The sequence below is a fragment of the Cryobacterium sp. LW097 genome, assembly GCF_002205495.2.
GTDB lineage: Bacteria > Actinomycetota > Actinomycetes > Actinomycetales > Microbacteriaceae > Cryobacterium > Cryobacterium zongtaii.
In genome coordinates, this window is sequence record NZ_CP021992.1 from 3,253,118 (window position 1) to 3,272,169 (window position 19,052).

At 68.0% G+C, this 19,052-nt stretch carries 11 protein-coding genes; 1 reads left to right on the plus strand and 10 read right to left on the minus strand.

The window, feature by feature from the left end; genetic code table 11:
* Positions 1–38 precede the first annotated feature (38 nt).
* The 10 genes from B7495_RS15305 to B7495_RS15350 all read right to left on the minus strand — a co-directional run bounded on the left by B7495_RS15305 (position 39) and on the right by B7495_RS15350 (position 16,879).
* Positions 39–1,952, minus strand: a complete 1,914-nt coding sequence (locus B7495_RS15305; RefSeq protein ID WP_088457338.1) for a DUF4082 domain-containing protein — start codon at positions 1,950–1,952, stop codon at positions 39–41.
* Between the two features lie 36 nt (positions 1,953–1,988).
* A complete protein-coding gene (locus tag B7495_RS15310; RefSeq protein ID WP_088457339.1) occupies positions 1,989–3,188 on the minus strand; it encodes a glycosyltransferase in 1,200 nt (399 codons plus the stop codon).
* Positions 3,185–4,450 carry a glycosyltransferase gene (locus B7495_RS15315; RefSeq protein ID WP_088457340.1) on the minus strand — a complete coding sequence of 422 codons (1,266 nt, stop codon included), beginning with the start codon at positions 4,448–4,450 and terminating at the stop codon, positions 3,185–3,187. Before B7495_RS15315 ends, B7495_RS15310 begins: the two co-directional genes overlap by 4 nt.
* A complete protein-coding gene (locus B7495_RS15320; RefSeq protein ID WP_088457341.1) occupies positions 4,447–5,976 on the minus strand; it encodes a lipopolysaccharide biosynthesis protein in 1,530 nt (509 codons plus the stop codon). Before B7495_RS15320 ends, B7495_RS15315 begins: the two co-directional genes overlap by 4 nt.
* Positions 5,967–7,049, minus strand: a complete 1,083-nt coding sequence (locus B7495_RS15325; protein WP_088458129.1) for a DegT/DnrJ/EryC1/StrS aminotransferase family protein — start codon at positions 7,047–7,049, stop codon at positions 5,967–5,969. Before B7495_RS15325 ends, B7495_RS15320 begins: the two co-directional genes overlap by 10 nt.
* A gap of 20 nt (positions 7,050–7,069) precedes the next feature.
* A complete protein-coding gene (locus tag B7495_RS15330) occupies positions 7,070–7,705 on the minus strand; it encodes an acetyltransferase (protein ID WP_088457342.1) in 636 nt (211 codons plus the stop codon).
* Entirely contained in the window at positions 7,702–8,859 is a 1,158-nt protein-coding gene (locus B7495_RS15335) for a DegT/DnrJ/EryC1/StrS aminotransferase family protein (RefSeq protein ID WP_088457343.1), read from the minus strand. The genes B7495_RS15330 and B7495_RS15335 overlap by 4 nt, the downstream gene beginning before the upstream one ends.
* Positions 8,856–9,851 carry an NAD-dependent epimerase/dehydratase family protein gene (locus B7495_RS15340; protein ID WP_088457344.1) on the minus strand — a complete coding sequence of 332 codons (996 nt, stop codon included), beginning with the start codon at positions 9,849–9,851 and terminating at the stop codon, positions 8,856–8,858. The genes B7495_RS15335 and B7495_RS15340 overlap by 4 nt, the downstream gene beginning before the upstream one ends.
* A complete protein-coding gene (locus tag B7495_RS15345) occupies positions 9,848–10,927 on the minus strand; it encodes a Gfo/Idh/MocA family protein (protein WP_088457345.1) in 1,080 nt (359 codons plus the stop codon). Before B7495_RS15345 ends, B7495_RS15340 begins: the two co-directional genes overlap by 4 nt.
* A gap of 93 nt (positions 10,928–11,020) precedes the next feature.
* Positions 11,021–16,879: a DUF4082 domain-containing protein gene (locus B7495_RS15350; protein WP_088457346.1), complete on the minus strand. Its 5,859-nt coding sequence runs from the start codon at positions 16,877–16,879 to the stop codon at positions 11,021–11,023.
* Between the two features lie 288 nt (positions 16,880–17,167).
* On the opposite strand from B7495_RS15350, the gene B7495_RS15355 reads away from it, so the two are divergent.
* Positions 17,168–18,856: an FAD-dependent oxidoreductase gene (locus tag B7495_RS15355; protein ID WP_088457347.1), complete on the plus strand. Its 1,689-nt coding sequence runs from the start codon at positions 17,168–17,170 to the stop codon at positions 18,854–18,856.
* Positions 18,857–19,052 lie beyond the last annotated feature (196 nt).

A 19,052-nucleotide genomic window follows, 5' to 3' on the forward strand; every position in this document is an offset into this window, starting at 1 on the left:
TCCTCCGGGCAGTCGGCGGTTCAGCCCGCGGACACCCGCTACTCGCTGCCCGCCCCTGCCGTGAGGGGCACCCGGTAGATGTGGTAGCTGAATTCCTCGGCGAAGGCGTCGGTGAATCGTCCCTTGCCGTCGACCGCCAGGCTGCGATCTTCTCCCAGCACCTCGACGTTCTTGCCTTCGACCCCGGGCGGCAGGGTGAGAGTGCGCTCCCCCGGGCCGGCAGAGCCGTCGACCATCGCGAAGATGTAGGCCGACCCTGCATAGGTTTTGAGCATGGTGTCGAGCTTCGGACCGAAGGTGTACTCGTAGGACTGGGTGTTGAGCACCGGGGCGAGTGAGTGAATTTGAGCGTTCACCGACTTCACTGCGGCGACCTGAGCATTGCCACAAAAGCCCGGGCTGACCTGAGATTGGCGGAAAACGTTGCTGCTTTGGCACGTTCCACTGAGGCTCTGATTGAAATAGGCAATCCCTCGGGCTTCGTTGATGATCGAGTTCATCACCGCCCCCGTGAGCTGCCCCGGGGTGAGGTAGGACTTCGGCGCAGCATCCGGCGGACCGCCGTTCAGGTTCTCCACCCATTGCCAGAGTGGTTGCAGTTTTCCGTCTGCGGCGTCCTGGGCGCGGAGGGAGTTCATAGTGGCGCCGTAGCTCGACGCGGTGCGACAGGTCGCCTGCGCGACCGGGGTCAGATACACATCCCGATACGGGGTCTGGTCGCAGAAGGGGATGCTGTACCAGTACATGTCCACCGACACCACATCGGTGTATCCGTTCACGTACTGGCGCGCTGCCTCCTGCGGGAGGTCACTTGCGATCACCATCTGGGTGAAGTTCGCGTAGCGGAAGCGCCCGTCGTCGGGGAGGGCGTCGACCAACCCCTGGAGGTGCTTGTGGCCGTCTGCTGGGGTGAATCGGCCGTCGACCTCATCGTCAAGGAATTGGCCCACCCAATTGCCGCTGTCGGCGGTGAAGCCGTCGTTGAGCTTTCCGCCGATCCAGAACACACCGTTGTCGGCAAAGAGCCGGTACGGCGTGCCATCCCACATGCCGCTGTACGTGTTGATGCCGAGTGACTTGTCGTAGGCGACCTCGTCATCGGTGCTGAAGTTGCCGAACCAGGAGACGATAGGGAAAAACGTCGGGTCGTCCCAACCGGCAGCGTCGGCCTTGCTGAACTGTTTCCAGTAGGCCGGCCCTCCTTCCCAGGGAATCCGCGGAAGGGCCAGCGAGGTCCCGGTGTCGCTCGGGGGCACCGAGATCGGGTCGGGCGCAGCCGGGGTCGGGGTGGAGGACGATTCGGCCGGGGCCGAGGGACTAGCGGCCCGCGGGTGGTCTTCCGGCACCGTTTCACCCGGGGCGGCGGGGCGGAACCTGACGTCGACGTAATAGTTGGTGTCCTCGAACGACGCGGTCGGGAAGCCTCCGGACCCGTAGCGGAAGACGCCGCCGCCGGCCGGAACCGACAGCGCGCCGTTGGTATGCGGGTCGGCTAGCGCGCCGGCATCCGAGGCGTAGTGACCCCGTGGCGCGAAGTAGGAGGCGACATAGCTGTGGCCGCGGTGAACCGGCACCGGTTCGGCGAAGGTGGCTTCCTGCCATCCGCTGGAGGATTCTCGGGTGAATTCCACCCGAGTCAGCGGGTTCCCGTCACCGTCCCACAGAGTGCCCAGGTGTGGTCCGGAGTTGCCTGTGCCCTTGTAAAACCGGAGACCGGTCACCCAGCCATCCCGGGTGCTGGTGAAGCGGACGCCCACTTCCACCGACGCATCGTCCGATGCTGCGGCCACAGTGGGGGTCGGTGAACCGAAGATGTTGGCCTCTGCCCGTGCCTGTCCTGCGACGCCGGCCACCAGCGACAGTGCGGCCACAACGACCACGACGCCCGCTGCGACGATCACCGCCCACCGCCGGCGGCTCGCCGTGATGACGGTGGTCTGTTCCGATGGCATGTGCTGCTCCCTCGCGATGGCCGAACTGCCGGGTGCTCAGGTGAGCGCGCCGGATGCTGCGGGTCGTGATCGTGGCGTCGCGGGGACACCTGAGCTGCCCGCGGGGAGGACGAGGTCCAGGAGCCGCCCCGCCCGGACGTCCCAGCTGTGGGATGCCGCAAATTCGATCCGGCGTCGGCGGTCGGTCTCAGCCTCCGCGCCGCGTGCCGGATCGGAAACGATTCGCTGCACGTGCTCAGCGAAGTGCCGCGGATCAGTCCCGACGCTGATCAGGTCGGTGTTCAACCACTGGACTGCCGGCAGATCGGTCGACACCACCGGCAGCCCGTTGGCCAGGTATTCCAGGGTTTTCAAGGGAAAGCTAGCTCGGTTGAATGACGTGATGCGATACGGAGTCAGGCCGACCACCGCCCCCACGAGGTGACCGGGTAGTTCCGCAAACGGAACCTCCCCGAGCCAGGTCACCGTCTCTGCGGCGAGAAACGCGTCGAGGCGGACCGTGATCTGAGGATCACGCTCAGTACGCGGTCCGACGACCAGGATCGGCACCCCGGTCGCCAGCACCGCTTCGAGCACGTCGAAGTCCAATCGCTCATTGAGTTGTCCGACCAGGGCGGCAGCGGCTTCCGGGTCCCCGCGGTCGGGTTGACGCCGGCCGGCAGACACAACAGGTTCGCAGCCGTTGGGCAGGACCTCGACCGTGCGGTCGACGGCGAGACCGCTGACTGTTGCGGCGAGCTCCGGGGTGACCGCGGCGACGACGTCCGCCCGGGACACATTCCTTCGGAGGATCCGGGAAATACCAGACTGGGGCAGATCCAGCAGGGCAGCGCCGGCCACCCAGTCGTCGGTGAGGTAGAGCAGCCGACTACCCCGTACCCGTCTCGGGAACCGTGCCCGGGGAGTCGCCACCACGACAGCGGTCACGTCGGCGTTGAGCTTCTTGACCGCCCAGCGGACTGCCCAGGCGCCCAGGGCACCCGCGATGGAGAGCATTGCCCGCTTCGACGCGAACGGCACGGTGACGCTGCGCAGCCGAACGATGTTCGGGCCCTCGGAGACAAGCTGAGGCAACGGCCAGCGGTAGTTGCGGCGCAATGTCCTGTGCACCGCCACCGGAGGGTCAACCCAGAGGACCGGGATGCGTCGGGCCAGCGCCGCCGTGAGACGCCGGTCGGTTCCCGGAACGGCATCCCATTCGGCGCCGGCGATGTAGACGAGGTACGGCAGTGTCACGAGCCCGCTCCCGTCGTCACCGGCAGGCTTCCGGGCCGGACACTCGCCGGACGGGCGTTGAAGTCGTCGGTCTGCTCGGTTCCGATCAACCGGCGCACACGTTTCCCCGCGTAGTACCGGGCGTACCGGGTCAGGGCCGCAGCATCGTGCCGGACCTGCTGCCCGCGCGTGACCCGCAGCTGGAGTGCTGCGCGATAGATGGCCAGCTGGGTCACGGCTGCGGCCTCCACCGAGAACCGCCCGTGCACGGTTGCCAGGCCGAACGCGCCGACTTCCGCTCGAAGACCGGCGTCCTCGAGCAGTTGCCGGAGGATGCCCTCCAACCGGGCCGGACCCGTTTCGGCCGATTCTCCCACCCCGTACCACCCGGCCCAGAGGAATTCCGGCAGGGTATCCGGGGTGAGAAGCTCCCAGTATCCGCCCTCCCCCTGCACCACCAGCGGTTTCGCGAAGGCGAGCGCTTTCAACGCAGACCCGCCCATGCCGAGCATCACATCGGCTGACTCGTAGACGGGCCGGGGATCGGTCACCTCGCCCAGCAGGACCACGGTGCCGGCACCCGAGTCCGCGTTGACGTGCGCGGCACGGGCGACCACCTCCTCGCGGGCGGGCCCGTCCCCGGCGATGACGAGCCGAATGGCCGCGTGCCGGGCCAGGGCTCCGACGGTGTCGATCGCCGTGAGGATTCCCTCCAGCTTCAGCTGATGGGCGAACCTGGTCACCATGCCAACCGTGAACCGACCGTCGTCGCCGGCTCCGAAGACCCCGGCGGGCACCGCACCCGGATGATTCTCCGTCAGGTCGACCGGCGGCTCCAGCAGGCTGACCGAGGAGCGACCGAAGGCACGCTCGGCGGCGGCGATCGCCTCGGTCCCGACCGCGAGTGGCATGCACTTCGGAAGGAACGGTGCGACAGCCATCGACATCACGGTGGACACCGCGACGGCGGATGGCTGCAGCCGGCTGGCGAGGACGCACTCCAGCGCCGGTGGCCACTCGTAGCCGTGCAGCACATCGATCTTCCGTTCCACCACGAGGTCGGCGAGCGCACGGGCCACCCGGGGTGACGGGCGCCGGCCCGGTCGTGGAGCCGCGATGAATTCGAGACCCAGATCGGCGATTCGCTGCACAAGCGCACCCGGGGTGCCGAAGACAATAACCCGGTGACCACGGCGCTGCAGCGCGGCCGCAATCTCAATCGCGTTGAGCTGGCTCCCGCCGATCCCGAGGTCGTGCGGGTAGACGAGCACCCCGAGCGTCATGCGCGCCCCCCGGTCATGCGCCGGGCCAGCCAGCTGGACGGCCAGGCGAGGCCGGCCAGAACCCGGCCGAAGGTTCGGGAACGGCGAAGCGACGGCGGCACAAGCGGGAGAAGCAGCGGTGCGGTCAGCACCAGGTAGAGGATGCCGCCGGCCAACCCTCCGAGCAAAAACTTCGCCGGAGCCGCTGACACCAGCATCGCCACGGCCCACGCTGTCCCTCCGGCCGCGGTGCCGGCACACACCGGCCAGGCAATCGCCCGAACCATCACACCGAACGGTCGAGGGATCGTTCGTCGCAGCATCAGGAGATACAACGGGAGGATGACTCCCGCGCTCACCAGAATGTGGGCCAGTCCCACGCCCACCAGACCGCCGTATCGGACACCGACCGCCATGGCGGGCAGGAGCACCGCGAGAGCGGCGACCTGCACGAGGAGCAGACCGCCGGTGCGGCCGGTGGAGATGATGATGTTCGCCAGGAGGAGGCCCAACACGAAGATGACCCCGTAAACGGCGAGGACGACGAGGGCCGGTGCGGCTCCCGTCCACTGGGTTCCATAGATGGTGGTGAGCAACGGCTCGGCGAGTGCGAGGGTGAGTGCGCCGATCGCGCAGGCCACCAGGGCGACAGTTCGGCAGGCCTGAAGCAGGGCGCCGCGAAGGTCCCCGCCTTCATGACGCACTCGGGAGAACGCGGGTTGAACGATGCCGTTCAGAACGGATCCGATCACGGCGGTGGACCAGGCGGCGATGGTGAACGCCAGAGAGTAGAGCCCGGTGGCTTCAACGCCCAGGGTGCGGCCGACGAAGACGTAATCCACATTGAGCAACGCCTGGCTGAGCAGGTTGGCCAGTGCGAGCGGCAGTCCGAAGCGAATCAGCATTCCGATCTGATCCCGCCGAAATCCCGGCCAGTAGCGTTTTTTCACCTTCATGGTGAGGATCACCCCGGTGACCAGCTGCGCCGCGACCCGCGACCAGGCGAACGCCAACGCCCCATCACCGGCGAGTGCCACCAATAAGAGGACCGCGCTGCTCGGAACGAACGCGATCGCTGCCGCTCGAAAGATCACATCCTGCCGGAAGTCGCGTTGGATCAGCGCCCCCGGCACCACGAACGGCCCGATGAGTGCCACCGAGAGCGCCATCACCCGAAGCGGCCCTGCCGCATCCGGGGAGCCGAGGGCAGCAGCGAGAGGGTCGGCGAAAACGGCCATCGCGGTGCCCAGCACGAGGCTCGTGATGATCGAGACCGTGGCGATCGTCGGCGCGATGCGGTCGGGGTCGAGGTCGTTACGGAGCAGCGCCGAAGAGATGCCGAGTTCGGCGAGGCTGACGACGACCCCCTGCACGACCATGGCCAGGGCGAACACCCCGAACGCCTCCGGGGCCACGATCCGGGCGACGACCGCCATGATCGCGATGTTGGCGAAGCGCAGGAACAGGGTGCTGCCGGCCGACCAGAGCGCCCCCCTACGCACCTGATCGCCGAGGACCGAGCCGGGTGAGGCGTCGGTCACAGGCATGATTGCAGGGTGTCGACCACCCGATCCTGCTGCTCGTCGGTGAGGCCGGGGTAGATCGGCAGCGAGAGAATCTCCCCGCTCAGGCGTTCGGCGACGGGGAACGTGCCCTGCCCCCTGGCCACGTCAGCGAAGGCGGGGAGCTGATGCACCGGGACCGGGTAATGGATGCCCACGCCGATACCCGCGTCGCTCATGTCCTGATACGTCCGGTTCCGTTCCGGCACCCGCACCACGAATTGGTGGAACACGTGCTCGTTCCCTGGCGCGGTTCGGGGGGTGACCACTCCGGGAGCCCCGTCGAGCAGGGCGGTGTACCGGGCGGCAAGGCGTCGGCGTTCGGCGTTCCACCCGTCGAGCAGGGCGAGCTTGGCGGAAAGCACCACGGCCTGCAGGGTGTCGAGCCGGGAGTTGGTCCCCACGCTGAGGTGCTCGTACTTGTGCACTCCGCCGTGGTTACTGAGCGCGCGCACCTCGGCGGCGATCGCGTCGGAGGATGTGATCACGGCACCTGCGTCACCGTAGGCGCCGAGGTTCTTGCCGGGGTAGAAGCTGGTGCCGGCCACGTCCCCCAGGGACCCGGCGCGCCGACCATGGGACCGCGCCCCCTGGGCCTGCGCCGCGTCTTCGACCAGGACGACGTCGGGGCCGACCAGCAGACGGAGTTCGTCGACCGGCGCGGCTTGACCGTAAAGGTGCACGGCGATGACCGCTCGGGTCTGGGCGGTCATCCGCTCGCCCACACTCACGGGGTCGAGGAGGAAATTCTCGTCGCAGTCGGCGAAGACCACCCGCGCACCGGCGCGCAGAACGGCTTCGGCGCTCGCCACGAAGGTGTTGGCGGGAACGATGACCTCGTCGCCTGCGCCGATGCCGCTGGCGCGCAGTGCGAGCTCGAGCGCGTCGGTGCCGTTACCGACACCGATCACGTGCCGGCTGGTGCAGTAGGCCGCGTATTCCCCTTCGAACCGGGCGACGTCGGGGCCCTGGATGAAGGAACTCGCCGCGATGACCCGGTCGAAGCCCTGCCGAACCACGTCGGCGATCTGCTGATGCTGCCCGGCCAGGTCAAGCATCGGGACTCGGTCGGTGGTCTTCACACTGCGCTCCTCTGATAGACGGACCGGGCGGGGACACCGGCCCAGGTTTCTCCGGCCGGCACGTCGGCGATGACAGCGGCGCCCATCCCGACGATCGCTCCGGCTCCGACGACGACGCCCTGCCGAACGGTGGCGTTCATGCCGAGGTAGGCACCCTCGTGCACTGTGACTCCCCCGGCGAGGGAGACTCCGGCAGTGAGAGTGGCAAAGTCACCGACGACCACGTCGTGCGTGAGGGTTGCCTGCGGCATGACCACGACATGACGGCCGACTCTGACGTCGGCAGTGAGCACGGTGTGCGCAAGCAGCACACTGCCCCGGCCGACGGTGCAGGAGGCGGGGACACGTGCCGAGGCGTCGATGACCGTGACATACCGCTCCGGTTGCACCTCCAGGGCGGCCAGCCGGTCAGCCACCCGGCGTCGCCCGGCGCCGGAGCCGACGCAGATCAGCAGCCCGGTCCGGTGCCTCGCAGCGAGTTCCAATCCGCCGATCACGTCGATTCCAGCCACGCGGCTGCCGTGCAGCTCCTCATCGTCGTCGAGAATTGCCACCCAGCGGAATTCACGCTGTTCCGCCGAGACGACCTCTCTCGCCAGGCCGCTGGCGGCGAGCAGGATGACGTCTCTCATGCGGCGCCCCGGCGACGGGTGGACGAGACCTGCACCACGGCATCGATCACACGGTCCTGTTCAGCATCCGCCAGCTCGTGATAGAGCGGCAGGATCAGCGTGTTGTCGTTCAGGCGCTCGGTGACCGGAAGCGGAACGTTGTGCTCGACCCAATCCCGGTAGGCCGGTTGGCGGTGTGCCGCCATGATGCCGCGGCGGGCCGAGATGTCCGCATGCGCCAGCGCCTCGACGAGGCCCTCTCGATCCGTGGGAAAATCCGGGAGCACTTCGACCCAGTAGGACTGGAAGTTCGAGGTTCCCCACTCCGGGTCGCTGACCACGCGCAGACCCGGCACTGCGGCCAGGGCGATGCTGTACCGCTCCGCCAGCTCCCGTCGCTTGCGCACGACTTCCGGCAAGCGTCCGAGTTGCACGATCCCGATCGCGGCCTGAAGGTCGGTCATCCGGTAGTTGAATCCGATCTCCCGGTATTCCTCGGCCGGCGAAAGCACACTTGCCTGGCGGCTGGCGGCCGAGAGGCTCATCGAGTGCTCCCGAAGCTGCCGGGCGCGGGTCGCCCACGCCGTTGTCGACGTGGTCAGCATCCCGCCCTCGCCGGTGGTGAGGAGCTTGCGCGGGTGGAAGGACCACGCGGCGATGTCAGCCCCGGCACCGACCGGGCGCCCCCGGTAGGTGGACCCGGCGCCGCAGGCCGCATCTTCGATGACGAAGATCCCGCGCAGTTCGCACACTGCACGGATCGCGGCGAGGTCAACCGGGATCCCGCCCTGGTCCACCACGATCACCGCTCGTGTGCGATCGGTGATGACCGCGGACACGGTCTCCGCGGTGAGGTTGCCCGTCGCCAGGTCCACGTCGGCGAAGACCGGGCGGGCGCCGACGTACGTAGGCGCGTTGGCGGTCGCGATGAACGAGAAGGAGGGGACGATCACCTCGTCCCCGGCCTGGACGCCCGCAACGACGAGTGCCAGGTGCAGGGCCGTGGTGCAGTTCGACGTCGCCACGGCGTGCTCGGCGCCCATGGCCGTCGCGAATTCCTCCTCGAACCGGGCCACCCGGGGTCCCTGCGCGACCCAGCCGGATTCGATCACTTCGGTGACCGCCTGGATCTCGTCGGCGCCGATCCACGGCTTCATGACATTGATGCGGCTCATGAGGTCACCAGCGTTCGGCCGGCGGCGATTTCCTCGCGGAGGGGTGCCCACCAGGCGACGAGTTCCCGGAGCCCCTGATCGAGCCCGACCCGGGCTTCGAACCCGAGATCCCGCCGGGCTGCGGAGACATCAGCAAGTCGGCGCGCCACTCCGTTAACTGCCCGGTCGGGGCCGTGCTCAACCGGCAACGTCGAATCCATCGCTCGCAGGAGGTGCTCAGCCAGTTCGAGCAGGCTCGTCTCCACCCCGCTGGCGATGTTGTACACGCCGTCACGGCTGTCACTGGTCGCAGCGAGCAGGTTCGCCCTGGCGATGTCGGCGGTGAACACGAAGTCCATGGTTTGGCGGCCGTCCCCGAAGATCAGCGGTGCTTTCCCGTCGATGATGCGCTCCATCCACCGCACCAGGACTTCGGTATAGAGGCCGTGCACGTCCATCCTCGGACCGTAGACGTTGAAGTACCGCAGCGCCACGAAGTCGAGGCCGCGCATGGCTCGGAAGCTGCGCAGCATGCCCTCATTGAACGACTTCGCCGCACCGTAGAAGGTGTCGTTGTTGTGGTGGTGGTGGCGCTCCGAGGTGGGGAAGTGCTCCGCGAGTCCGTACACCGAAGCGCTGGACGCGGTGATGAGCTTCTCGACGCCCCGGTCGGCCGCCGCCTCGAAGACGTTGAAGGTGCCGTCGACGAGCACCTCGAGGGCCAGGCGCGGATCTTCGGCGCACTGAGTGATCCTGAGTGCTGCCTCGTGGAAGACCAGGTCCTTGCCCGCGACGATGTCATGGACCAGGTCACGGTCACGTAGGTCGCCCTCCACCAGAGTCACCCGGCCAGACGCCAGGGCCCCGGCGAGGTTGTCGCGCCGGCCCCTGACCAGGTTGTCGAGCACGTCAATGTGCGCCGCACCGGCATCAAGGAGCTGGTCGACGATAGCCGATCCGATGGTGCCGGCGCCGCCGGTGACAAGGACAGTCGCTCCGACCAGGGCGCTCATGACGCCTCACCGATCAGGCTCAGGTCATCGGCACTGGCACGGATGTCGGCAACGGGTGCGAGTTCGGCCGCCGCCAGGCTCCTGGTCGCCGCCTCCAGCACCGCCAGTACCCGCAGTCCCGACTCCCCGTCGGTCCTGGCGGGACGTTTCTCCCGGATGCTGCGGGCGAACTCCGTCGCCATCGCACCGAGGGCCTCGTGTTCGGGGAGGGCGGGCGACCACGTGTCACCCAACCGATAGGAGATCGTCGACTCCCGACGCGCCTCCCCGCCGACGGCCTGCAGCGACAGGTCGACGCCGCGGTCGTAGACGCTGACCCGTTGTTGCGGGTTCAAGTCGTCCCAGACCAGGGTTCGTTTGGTGCCGCCGATGATCATCTGGCGAATCTTGGTGGGGCTGAGCCAGTTCACGTGCACGTGGGCCATCGCCCCGTTCGCCAACGGCAGCGCGAGGTATCCCACGCACGCCTTACCCGCCCCCAGCGGATCAGCGCCGTGGGCCGACACCGACAGCGGCCGCAGCCCGCCGGGAAGCACGAAGTCGATGATAGACAGGTCGTGAGGGGCGAGGTCCCAGAAAACGTCGACGTCGGGCTGGATCAGGCCGAGGTTCACGCGCACCGAATCGATGAACAGGATGTCGCCGAGCGCTCCCTCCGCGACAAGCTCCCGGATCTTCAGTACGGCGGGCGTGTAGCAGTAGGTGTGGTCGGCCATGAGGACCAGTCCCCTGTCGGCGGCCACTCGAACCATGTCCCGGCCCTTGACCCCGGTGTCGGCGAGAGGTTTCTCCACCATTACGTGCTTGCCTGCGCTCAGGGCGGCCCTGGCGATGCCGTGGTGGGTGGAGGCCGGCGTGGCAATAGCCACGGCGTCGATGTCATCGGATTCCAGCAGGTCCTTGAGCGATGTCACCACGCGGGCGCCGCCGACACCGTCGGCGACCCGTTGGGCGCGGTCCCTGTCGAGGTCACAGATCGCGACCAGGTCCCATTCCGGGTTAGCTCGGAAGTTGCGGGCGAGGTTCGGCCCCCAGTATCCGGCGCCGACGACGGCGATTCGAAGTTTCGTGTTCACTGATACCCCCAGGGTGTTGTGGGCGTTCAGGACCGCTCGGGTGACGGGCCTGTCATGCGAGGCTTCACCGCGGGTTCGGTGAAACCGAATTCTCTAGCCGGATCGTGTGAAAACCACGTCGACGAAGTAGTTCTCCGCCTGCCAGCTGTTGGTCGGGAAGCCGCCGGCGGGTCCGTAGAGGTACCGGCCGTTGGACGTCGTGCCGGCGGTCAGCGGACCGACGGTGCGCGGGGTGGCGAAGTAGTTCGGCGTCGCGGAGTACCGGCCGTTGGGTGCGAAGTAGGACACCACGTAGGTCTGGCCGGCGGTCAAGACCACGGGTGTCGCCAGCTGCGCGGTCTGCCAGCCTGACGCCGTCTCGTTGGTGAAGGTCACCGTCGCCAGCCGTTGGCCGGTGGACGACCAGAGCGATCCGGTGTGGGTGCCGGTGTTCGCCGAACCCTTGTAGAACCGGATCGCCGTCACGGAACCGGCCGCCGACGTGCTGAACGACATGCCGACTTCCGTCGGGACGGTGTCCGGGTCGGCCAGCACTGTCGGGGTCACACCGTCCAACAGGCTGAACGTGTTTCCGGTCGGGGCGCCCGCGGTCGTGAACGACCACGCCCCGCCAGATACCGCGGCCCCTGCCAGCGTCACCGCCGCGGAGTACGACGTCGACGCCGCCAGCGCTGCAGCCGGGGTGAACGTCACCACCCTGGTCGTCGCGTTGTAAGCGGATGTGCCCGCCACCGGACCCGCGGCGCTGGACAGGGCCAACGTCGGAGTGCCCGAAGCCGGAGCAGCCGACAGGGTCGCCGACACCGCACCAGACACCGCGACATTCGTCGCACCCGCCGCCGGCGTAGTCGACGACACCGTCACCGCCGCCGGAGGAGTGGTCGTGGAGGTGGAGAAGACCACGTCGACGAAGTAGTTCTCCGCCTGCCAGCTGTTGGTCGGGAAGCCGCCGGCGGGTCCGTAGAGGTACCGGCCGTTGGACGTCGTGCCGGCGGTCAGCGGACCGACGGTGCGCGGGGTGGCGAAGTAGTTCGGCGTCGCGGAGTACCGGCCGTTGGGTGCGAAGTAGGACACCACGTAGGTCTGGCCGGCGGTCAAGACCACGGGTGTCGCCAGCTGCGCGGTCTGCCAGCCTGACGCCGTCTCGTTGGTGAAGGTCACCGTCGCCAGCCGTTGGCCGGTGGACGACCAGAGCGATCCGGTGTGGGTGCCGGTGTTCGCCGAACCCTTGTAGAACCGGATCGCCGTCACGGAACCGGCCGCCGACGTGCTGAACGACATGCCGACTTCCGTCGGGACGGTGTCCGGGTCGGCCAGCACTGTCGGGGTCACACCGTCCAACAGGCTGAACGTGTTTCCGGTCGGGGCGCCCGCGGTCGTGAACGACCACGCCCCGCCGGATACCGCGGCCCCTGCCAGCGTCACCGCCGCGGAGTACGACGTCGACGCCGCCAGCGCTGCAGCCGGGGTGAACGTCACCACCCTCGTCGTCGCGTTGTAAGCGGATGTGCCCGCCACCGGACCCGCGGCGCTGGACAGGGCCAACGTCGGAGTGCCCGAAGCCGGAGCAGCCGACAGGGTCGCCGACACCGCACCAGACACCGCGACATTCGTCGCACCCGCCGCCGGCGTAGTCGACGACACCGTCACCGCCGCCGGAGCGGCCGCCGTGGTGAACGACCACGCCCCGCCGGACACCGCGGCCCCTGCCAGCGTCACCGCCGCGGAGTACGACGTCGACGCCGCCAGCGCTGCAGCCGGGGTGAACGTCACCACCCTGGTCGTCGCGTTGTAAGCGGATGTGCCCGCCACCGGACCCGCGGCGCTGGACAGGGCCAACGTCGGAGTGCCCGAAGCCGGAGCAGCCGACAGGGTCGCCGACACCGCACCAGACACCGCAACATTCGTCGCACCCGCCGCCGGCGTAGTCGACGACACCGTCACCGCCGCCGGAGGAGTGGTCGTGGAGGTGGAGAAGACCACGTCGACGAAGTAGTTCGCGGCTTGCCAGGTGTTGGTCGGGAAGCCTCCGGCCGAGGCATAGAGGTATCGACCGTTGTTTGCCGTGCCGGCCGTGAGGGGACCGACGGTGCGCGGGGTGGAGAAGAAGTTTGTCGTGGAGGCGTAGCGGCCGTTGGGTGCGAAGTAGGACACCACGTAGGTCTGGCCGGCGGTCAAGACCACGGGTGTCGCCAGCTGCGCGGTCTGCCAGCCTGACGCCGTCTCGTTGGTGAAGGTCACCGTCGCCAGCCGTTGGCCGGTGGACGACCAGAGCGATCCGGTGTGGGTGCCGGTGTTCGTCGAACCCTTGTAGAACCGGATCGCCGTGACAGAGCCCGATTCGGCCGAACTGAAGGACATGCCCAGTTCCACCGGCGAGGTGTCGTCGGGTGACGCGGCCTGCGCCGGGGTGAGGTTGCCGAGCAGGCTGTACGAGGTGCCGGTGCCGGGTGCTGCGGCCGTGGTGAACGACCAGGACCCACCGGGGAGGGCGGCGCCGGCGAGGGAGACGACCGCGGAATGCGCCGTGCCCGCCGGAAGCGCCGCCACCGGGGTGAACGTGACGACCCGAGTGGAGGCGTTGTAAGTCGACGCACCGGCAACCGCGCCCGCCTCGTCGGATACGGAGAGGGAGGGTGTGCCGGACGCGGGCGCGGCCGTCAGGGTCGCGGACACCGTCGCGGTCGCCGCGACACCGGTTGCGCCGGCGGCGGGGGTCGTCGAGGACACCGCGACGGCCGCCGCGCCTCCTCCGGTGAACACCACGTCGACGAGGTAGTCGGTGGAGGTTTGGTTGGTGGGGAAACCGGCCGCGTAGCTGAAGGTGCCCGCGTTGACGCCCGCGCTGAGCGGACCCCGCGTGTACTCGGCGGAGTACCCGCCCGGTGTCGCGGAGTATTGGCCGACCGTGGTGCGATAGCCGGCGACATACTCCGTGGCAGCCTGGATGCTCACCGGCGACCCGAAGACCAGGGTCTGCCAACCGGAGGTGCTCTCGGCGGTGAACGTTCCCGAGGCGAGGACGGTTCCGTCGGCGGCCCACAGTGTGCCGGTGTGGCTGCCCGTGTTGCCGGGCCCCTTGTAGAACTTGATCCCGGTGATCTGTCCGGCGGTCTGGGCGGAGAAGCGCACGCCCAGGGTCACCGCCTGGTTGTCCGCGACGGTCACCACGCTGGGCGTGGTGCTGTCGTCGTACAGGCTGCACGGGCATCCGCTGCCCGGGGCAGCCTGCACAGTGGTGAACGACCACGTGCCGCCCGAGCTGAGCGCGGCCCCCGCGGCGTCCCTGGCCGCCAGGGTCACGGTATACGTGGTGGCCTCGGCGAGCGCACTGCTCGGCGTGAAGGTGGCGACGCGGGTGGCGGCCGTGTAGCTCGTGCTGCCTGCGACGGCCGTGCCCTGCGCGTTACGCACAGTGAAGGCGACGGAGGAGGCGACGACCTCTGTGGAAATCGTGGCGCTGATGGCCGTGTTGAGGGCGACGCTGGAGGAACCCGGTCCAGGGGACTGGGCCGTCGCCGAGGGGGCGGTGTTGCCCGACCGGGTGAACACAGCATCGACGTAGTAGTTGCTCTGACCGTAGATGTCGGTCGGGAAGTCGCCGTTGGTGTTGTAGACGCTGGCCGGTTGGGCGCCGAAGCCGCCCGCGACGGCAAGGGGCGCACGGGTGACTCCCCGGTAGGCCCAGGGGTCGTCATCAGCTGAATACCGGCCCCTCGGCGCCCAGTATGAGGCAACGTAGGTCGTTCCAGCGGTGACGGTTACCGGGGTGGCGAAAGTGGCGGTCTGCCATCCGGACGCGGTTTCGTTCGTGAAGGTCGCGGTCGCCAGGCGGGTGCCGGTGGAGCTCCACAGCGATCCGGTGTGGGTTCCGGTGTTGGCTGTGCTCTTGTAGAACCGGATGCCGTCGATCGTTCCGTTCTCCGTCGGTGTCACCCGAAGGCCCAGCTCGACCGCGCTGGGGTCCTGCGAGTCGGGCTTGGCCGGAGCCTGGACTCCGAATACAGAGTGCGGCCCGGTGACGGTCACGGCGAGTGTGGTGGGCGTGGTCGGATAGTTGGCGCTGTCGTCGATCGCCCGGATTCGGATGCTCTGGGTGGCGACGCCGTGTTGAACGTAGGTGTACGACCAGTTCGAGGTGCCTGTCGCCGCGCTCCAGCTGGTTCCGCCGTCAGTGGAGACCTCGACGCCGGCGACGACCCCGCCGGAGTCGGTGGCCGTTCCACTGATCGTGGTGCTGGCGCCGTTGGGCACGGCGGTTCCTGCCGCGGGAGAGGTGACGGTGACAGAGGGTGCGGTGGTATCGGTGCTCGCTGTCGTGGCTACCAGGCCGGCCGCCAACGTGGCGGGGGTGGCACCCATATCGGCCAGCAGGTTCACCTGTGCCTGTTGCATCCGCACGTCTGCCGGTGCGCCGGGGCCGTCGTGCTCCCGGTCGAGCCCCCACGTCCACTGCACGCTGCCGGCCGAGAACACGAGGGCCCCGCTCGGTGCCTTGTAGAGGGTGACATGGTGCGTCGTGCTGCCTTGCCTGACGGTGTTGCCGAAGTCAGTGAGGTACTCCGGCACCGATCCTGTGGTCGTCGACAGCCTGATCAGACCGGCCGGTCGGAAGCCGTTGTCGATGTCTTCGTTTGATTCGTAGCCGACGGTGTGCGGCGCCAAGGCCGCGGAGGTTCCCGCCGCGAGGCTGGACAAACCGGTGTTCCGCCACAGGCGTGTCTTGCCCTCAGCGGCCGAGACCGTGACAGGGAGGTCAGAGTAATTGGACTGGTATTGCGTGCCGGTCAGCCCGTTCTCGGGGAGGCCCCCACCGTTGGCCGAGGACGCAAACCGGGGGTCACGCCAGGTACCGGTCCACTCGGCGGAGGGGTCGATCTTCCGCTGGCTCCAGGTCTCCTTGTAGGACACCAGGGTGCGGTAGGCCGTTGCGCTGCTGTCGGCGGACGGCTCGTACCGGGTCCGCCAGTACACCTCGTTGCCGGACAGGAACTGCAGGTTCACACCGGCGTCTCGTGCGGCCTCCACGTTCTTGCGCTGGGCTCCTGACCAGTACTCGTCGTGGCCGACGGAGAGGAAGACTTCGTGGTTCTTCAGGCTGGCCCCGAAACGATCGGTGTCGACGCCGCTGAAGTAGGAGACGTCATAACCGTTCTTCTCCAGGAACCTGACTGCCGGATACTCATTGCTGAAATAGAAGTCGCGACCGTCGATCCCCCCACGGGTCGCGACGGGCCGGTTGTAGCTGACCTTGTAGGCGCGGCCGTTATCGGCGCCCTGGTAGAAGTCGGAGCCGCCATAGGTGTTGTAGGCCTGCCAGGTGGGGTCGGAGGTCTGGAACAAGACCTGCGACGTGCTGGCCTGGTCCCTCACGACGAAGGTGATGTGGCTTTGGCCACCGGTGTCGGTACGGGTCAGCAGCGCGATGTACACACCGGAGACCGCGTCGGCGGGCACCGGCCAGGATGCCGACAGGGCCCAGTTGCCGCAGTCGTAGAACTCGGTCGCGGCCTCGGTGATGCACTGGGGTTGGTTCTGTGGGAGCGCCGCGGCCGGTGTGACGTCGGCGATCTTCCGGGCGCCGTTGCCCTGATACCAGCCGGTGCGGTAGATCGCAATCGTGTACGCCCGGGCGTTGGTGTCGATCTTGAACCCTACGGTGCCGCCGACGTTGGTGCTGATGTCTGTGGAGAACCCTTGGATGGACGGATCACCGGCTCCGCTGATGTCCCACACCGACGCGGCGGTCCCCGGAAGGGCGTTCTCGCACACGATGGGGTTGGGTGCCGTTCCGCATCCGGCCGCATTCGCCGGCAGCGCCCCGAGCGGGATCAACAGTCCGCTCACGACAACGATGACCGTCGCCAGAGCCTTGGCGGCGAGGGAACCGAACCTCGGGAGGAACGTGGAGGTTCCGGCTCGGCCGTCGACGACGGGCAAACGTTCAGACACGGTGCTCCTCTGATTGCCTGTGCGAAAGAACGGGAGATCGGGCGGCAGTCAGCGTGACAGCTGAGTATCGCTCACACCGCACAGAGTGCCACGGGGGCCATAGGCCCGCTCGCCCCCGAAGGGGGGTGTTCGAATCCGCTCGCCGGGGATGCGCACCGTCGGGATCGGTGCAACGATCTCACCCGCCTGAGAGCATCGCTCACTCGCCTGCGCCCGCACTCGGGCTCTGTCGCTACGGCCGACCCCTGTCTGAGGGCCTCGCCCCAACCGTCCCGAAGGCGGGTATCGATGTCGATAACCACAGAACCGCCCACCCCCACCGAAATCTATGACTGCTGCGTCGTCGGAGCGGGACCCGTCGGCCTCTCCCTCGCCCTTGAGGCCGCGAACGCCGGGCTCCGGGTTCTCGTCCTGGACGCCGGGACCCAAGCCGCCAAAGAGGATGCCGCGGCCCGGGCGGCACGTCCTCCGGTGCATGTGCTCGATCCCGCCACGCACGCACCCATCGAACAGGCAACCCGACGCGGGCTCGGCGGATCGTCCTGGTTGTGGGGCGGCCGGTGTGTGCGCTTCGAGGCGATCGACTTCGAAACCCGCGACTACGTCGACGGGAGCGGCTGGCCCCTGAGCCAAGCCGACGTGCTGCCTTCGGAAGCGGCCGCCGCAGCCTACCTGGATTGCGGAGCACCGACCTTCCGGAGCGCCGCCGCGGACTGGGCCGGCCTGGGAGAGGTCAGCCTTTCGCAATTGGAACGCTGGGCACGACAGCCCAAACTGGCGGCCCGGCTCGGCTCCAGGGTTGCCGCGCATCCCGGCATCTCGGTGCTGTGCGAAGCGACCGTCACCGACATCATCATCAACCCTGACGGCGCCGGCGTCACCCACCTCCAGGTGCTCCACCAGAGCCAGACCTTCGCGATACGCGCCGCGACGTACGTCCTGGCCTGCGGAGGACTGGAAACCACCCGACTGCTCTTGACCGTGCAGCGCCGGCTGCCCTCCCACTTCGGTGGCGCCGACGGACCGCTGGGCCGCTACTACATGGGTCATCTCACGGGAAGCATCGCGAACATCCAGCTCACCGACGCGGCGGACATCCGCGACCTCGATTTCAGCCTCGACGACCACAATGCCTACGTCCGTAGGCGCTTCACGTTCTCCGAGCGCACCCAGCGCGAGAGACACCTGTTGAACACCAGCTTCTACGCCGACAACCCGCCGTTCTACGAGGAAGGGCACCGCAACGCGACGCTCTCGCTGGTCTTCCTCGCCCTCTCCCTGGCCCCGGTGGGCCGGCGGATCCTGGCTGAGGGCATCCGTCTGCGCCACATCGGGCCGCGCCCGCGCCGGTACGCACCTCATCTGCTGAACATCGCGAAGCGGCCGTTTCGCGCCGCGGCCGACGTGATAACGATCCTCCGCAAGCGCTACCTCTCACCGGTTCGAAAACCCGGCTTCCTGCTGCGGAACGCCGGGGGCAGCTACGCGCTGCACTTCCACGCCGAGCAGACGCCCAATCCGGATTCCAGGATCCGGCTCAACGGGACGACGGGCGCCGACGGCCAGCCGGGCCTGGACATCGATTTCAGGTACGCGGTGCAGGACCTCGACTCGGTGCTCGCGGCGCACCAGTACCTGGACGAGCAGTTGCGGGCATCCGGACGCGGTCGGGTGGTCTACCTCGACGCCGAGGACCAGAGGGTGTCCTCGGTGCTCGCTCAGGCAACGGATGGATTCCATCACATCGGCACGACCCGCATGAGCGCCGATCCAGGCGACGGTGTGGTCGACAGCGACTGCAAGGTGCACGGCATGGACGATCTTTTCATCGCATCCAGCAGCGTTTTCAGAACCGCCGGCGAAGCCAACCCGACGTTCCTTGCGGTGTGCCTGGCGGTGAGACTGGCGCGGCACCTCTCCGAGGAGTTGGCTGCGCCGGCTGCCGATGCCCCGCCTCGGCCGGTCGAAGCCGCGTAGCCGTTGCAACCTGACCCCCCTTTCAGGTCACAGCGCCGAAATCTGATTGCAGGGTATGGTCAGCTCGTGAGTTGCTGAGGATATATCAGCTCACTCACGAGATCATCTGCGACACCCGCCACAACGTCACACCCGCGCCATCCGACATTTCCGTCACCCAGTACCCGTTTCACTTCCCGCACGAACCTGTAAACCC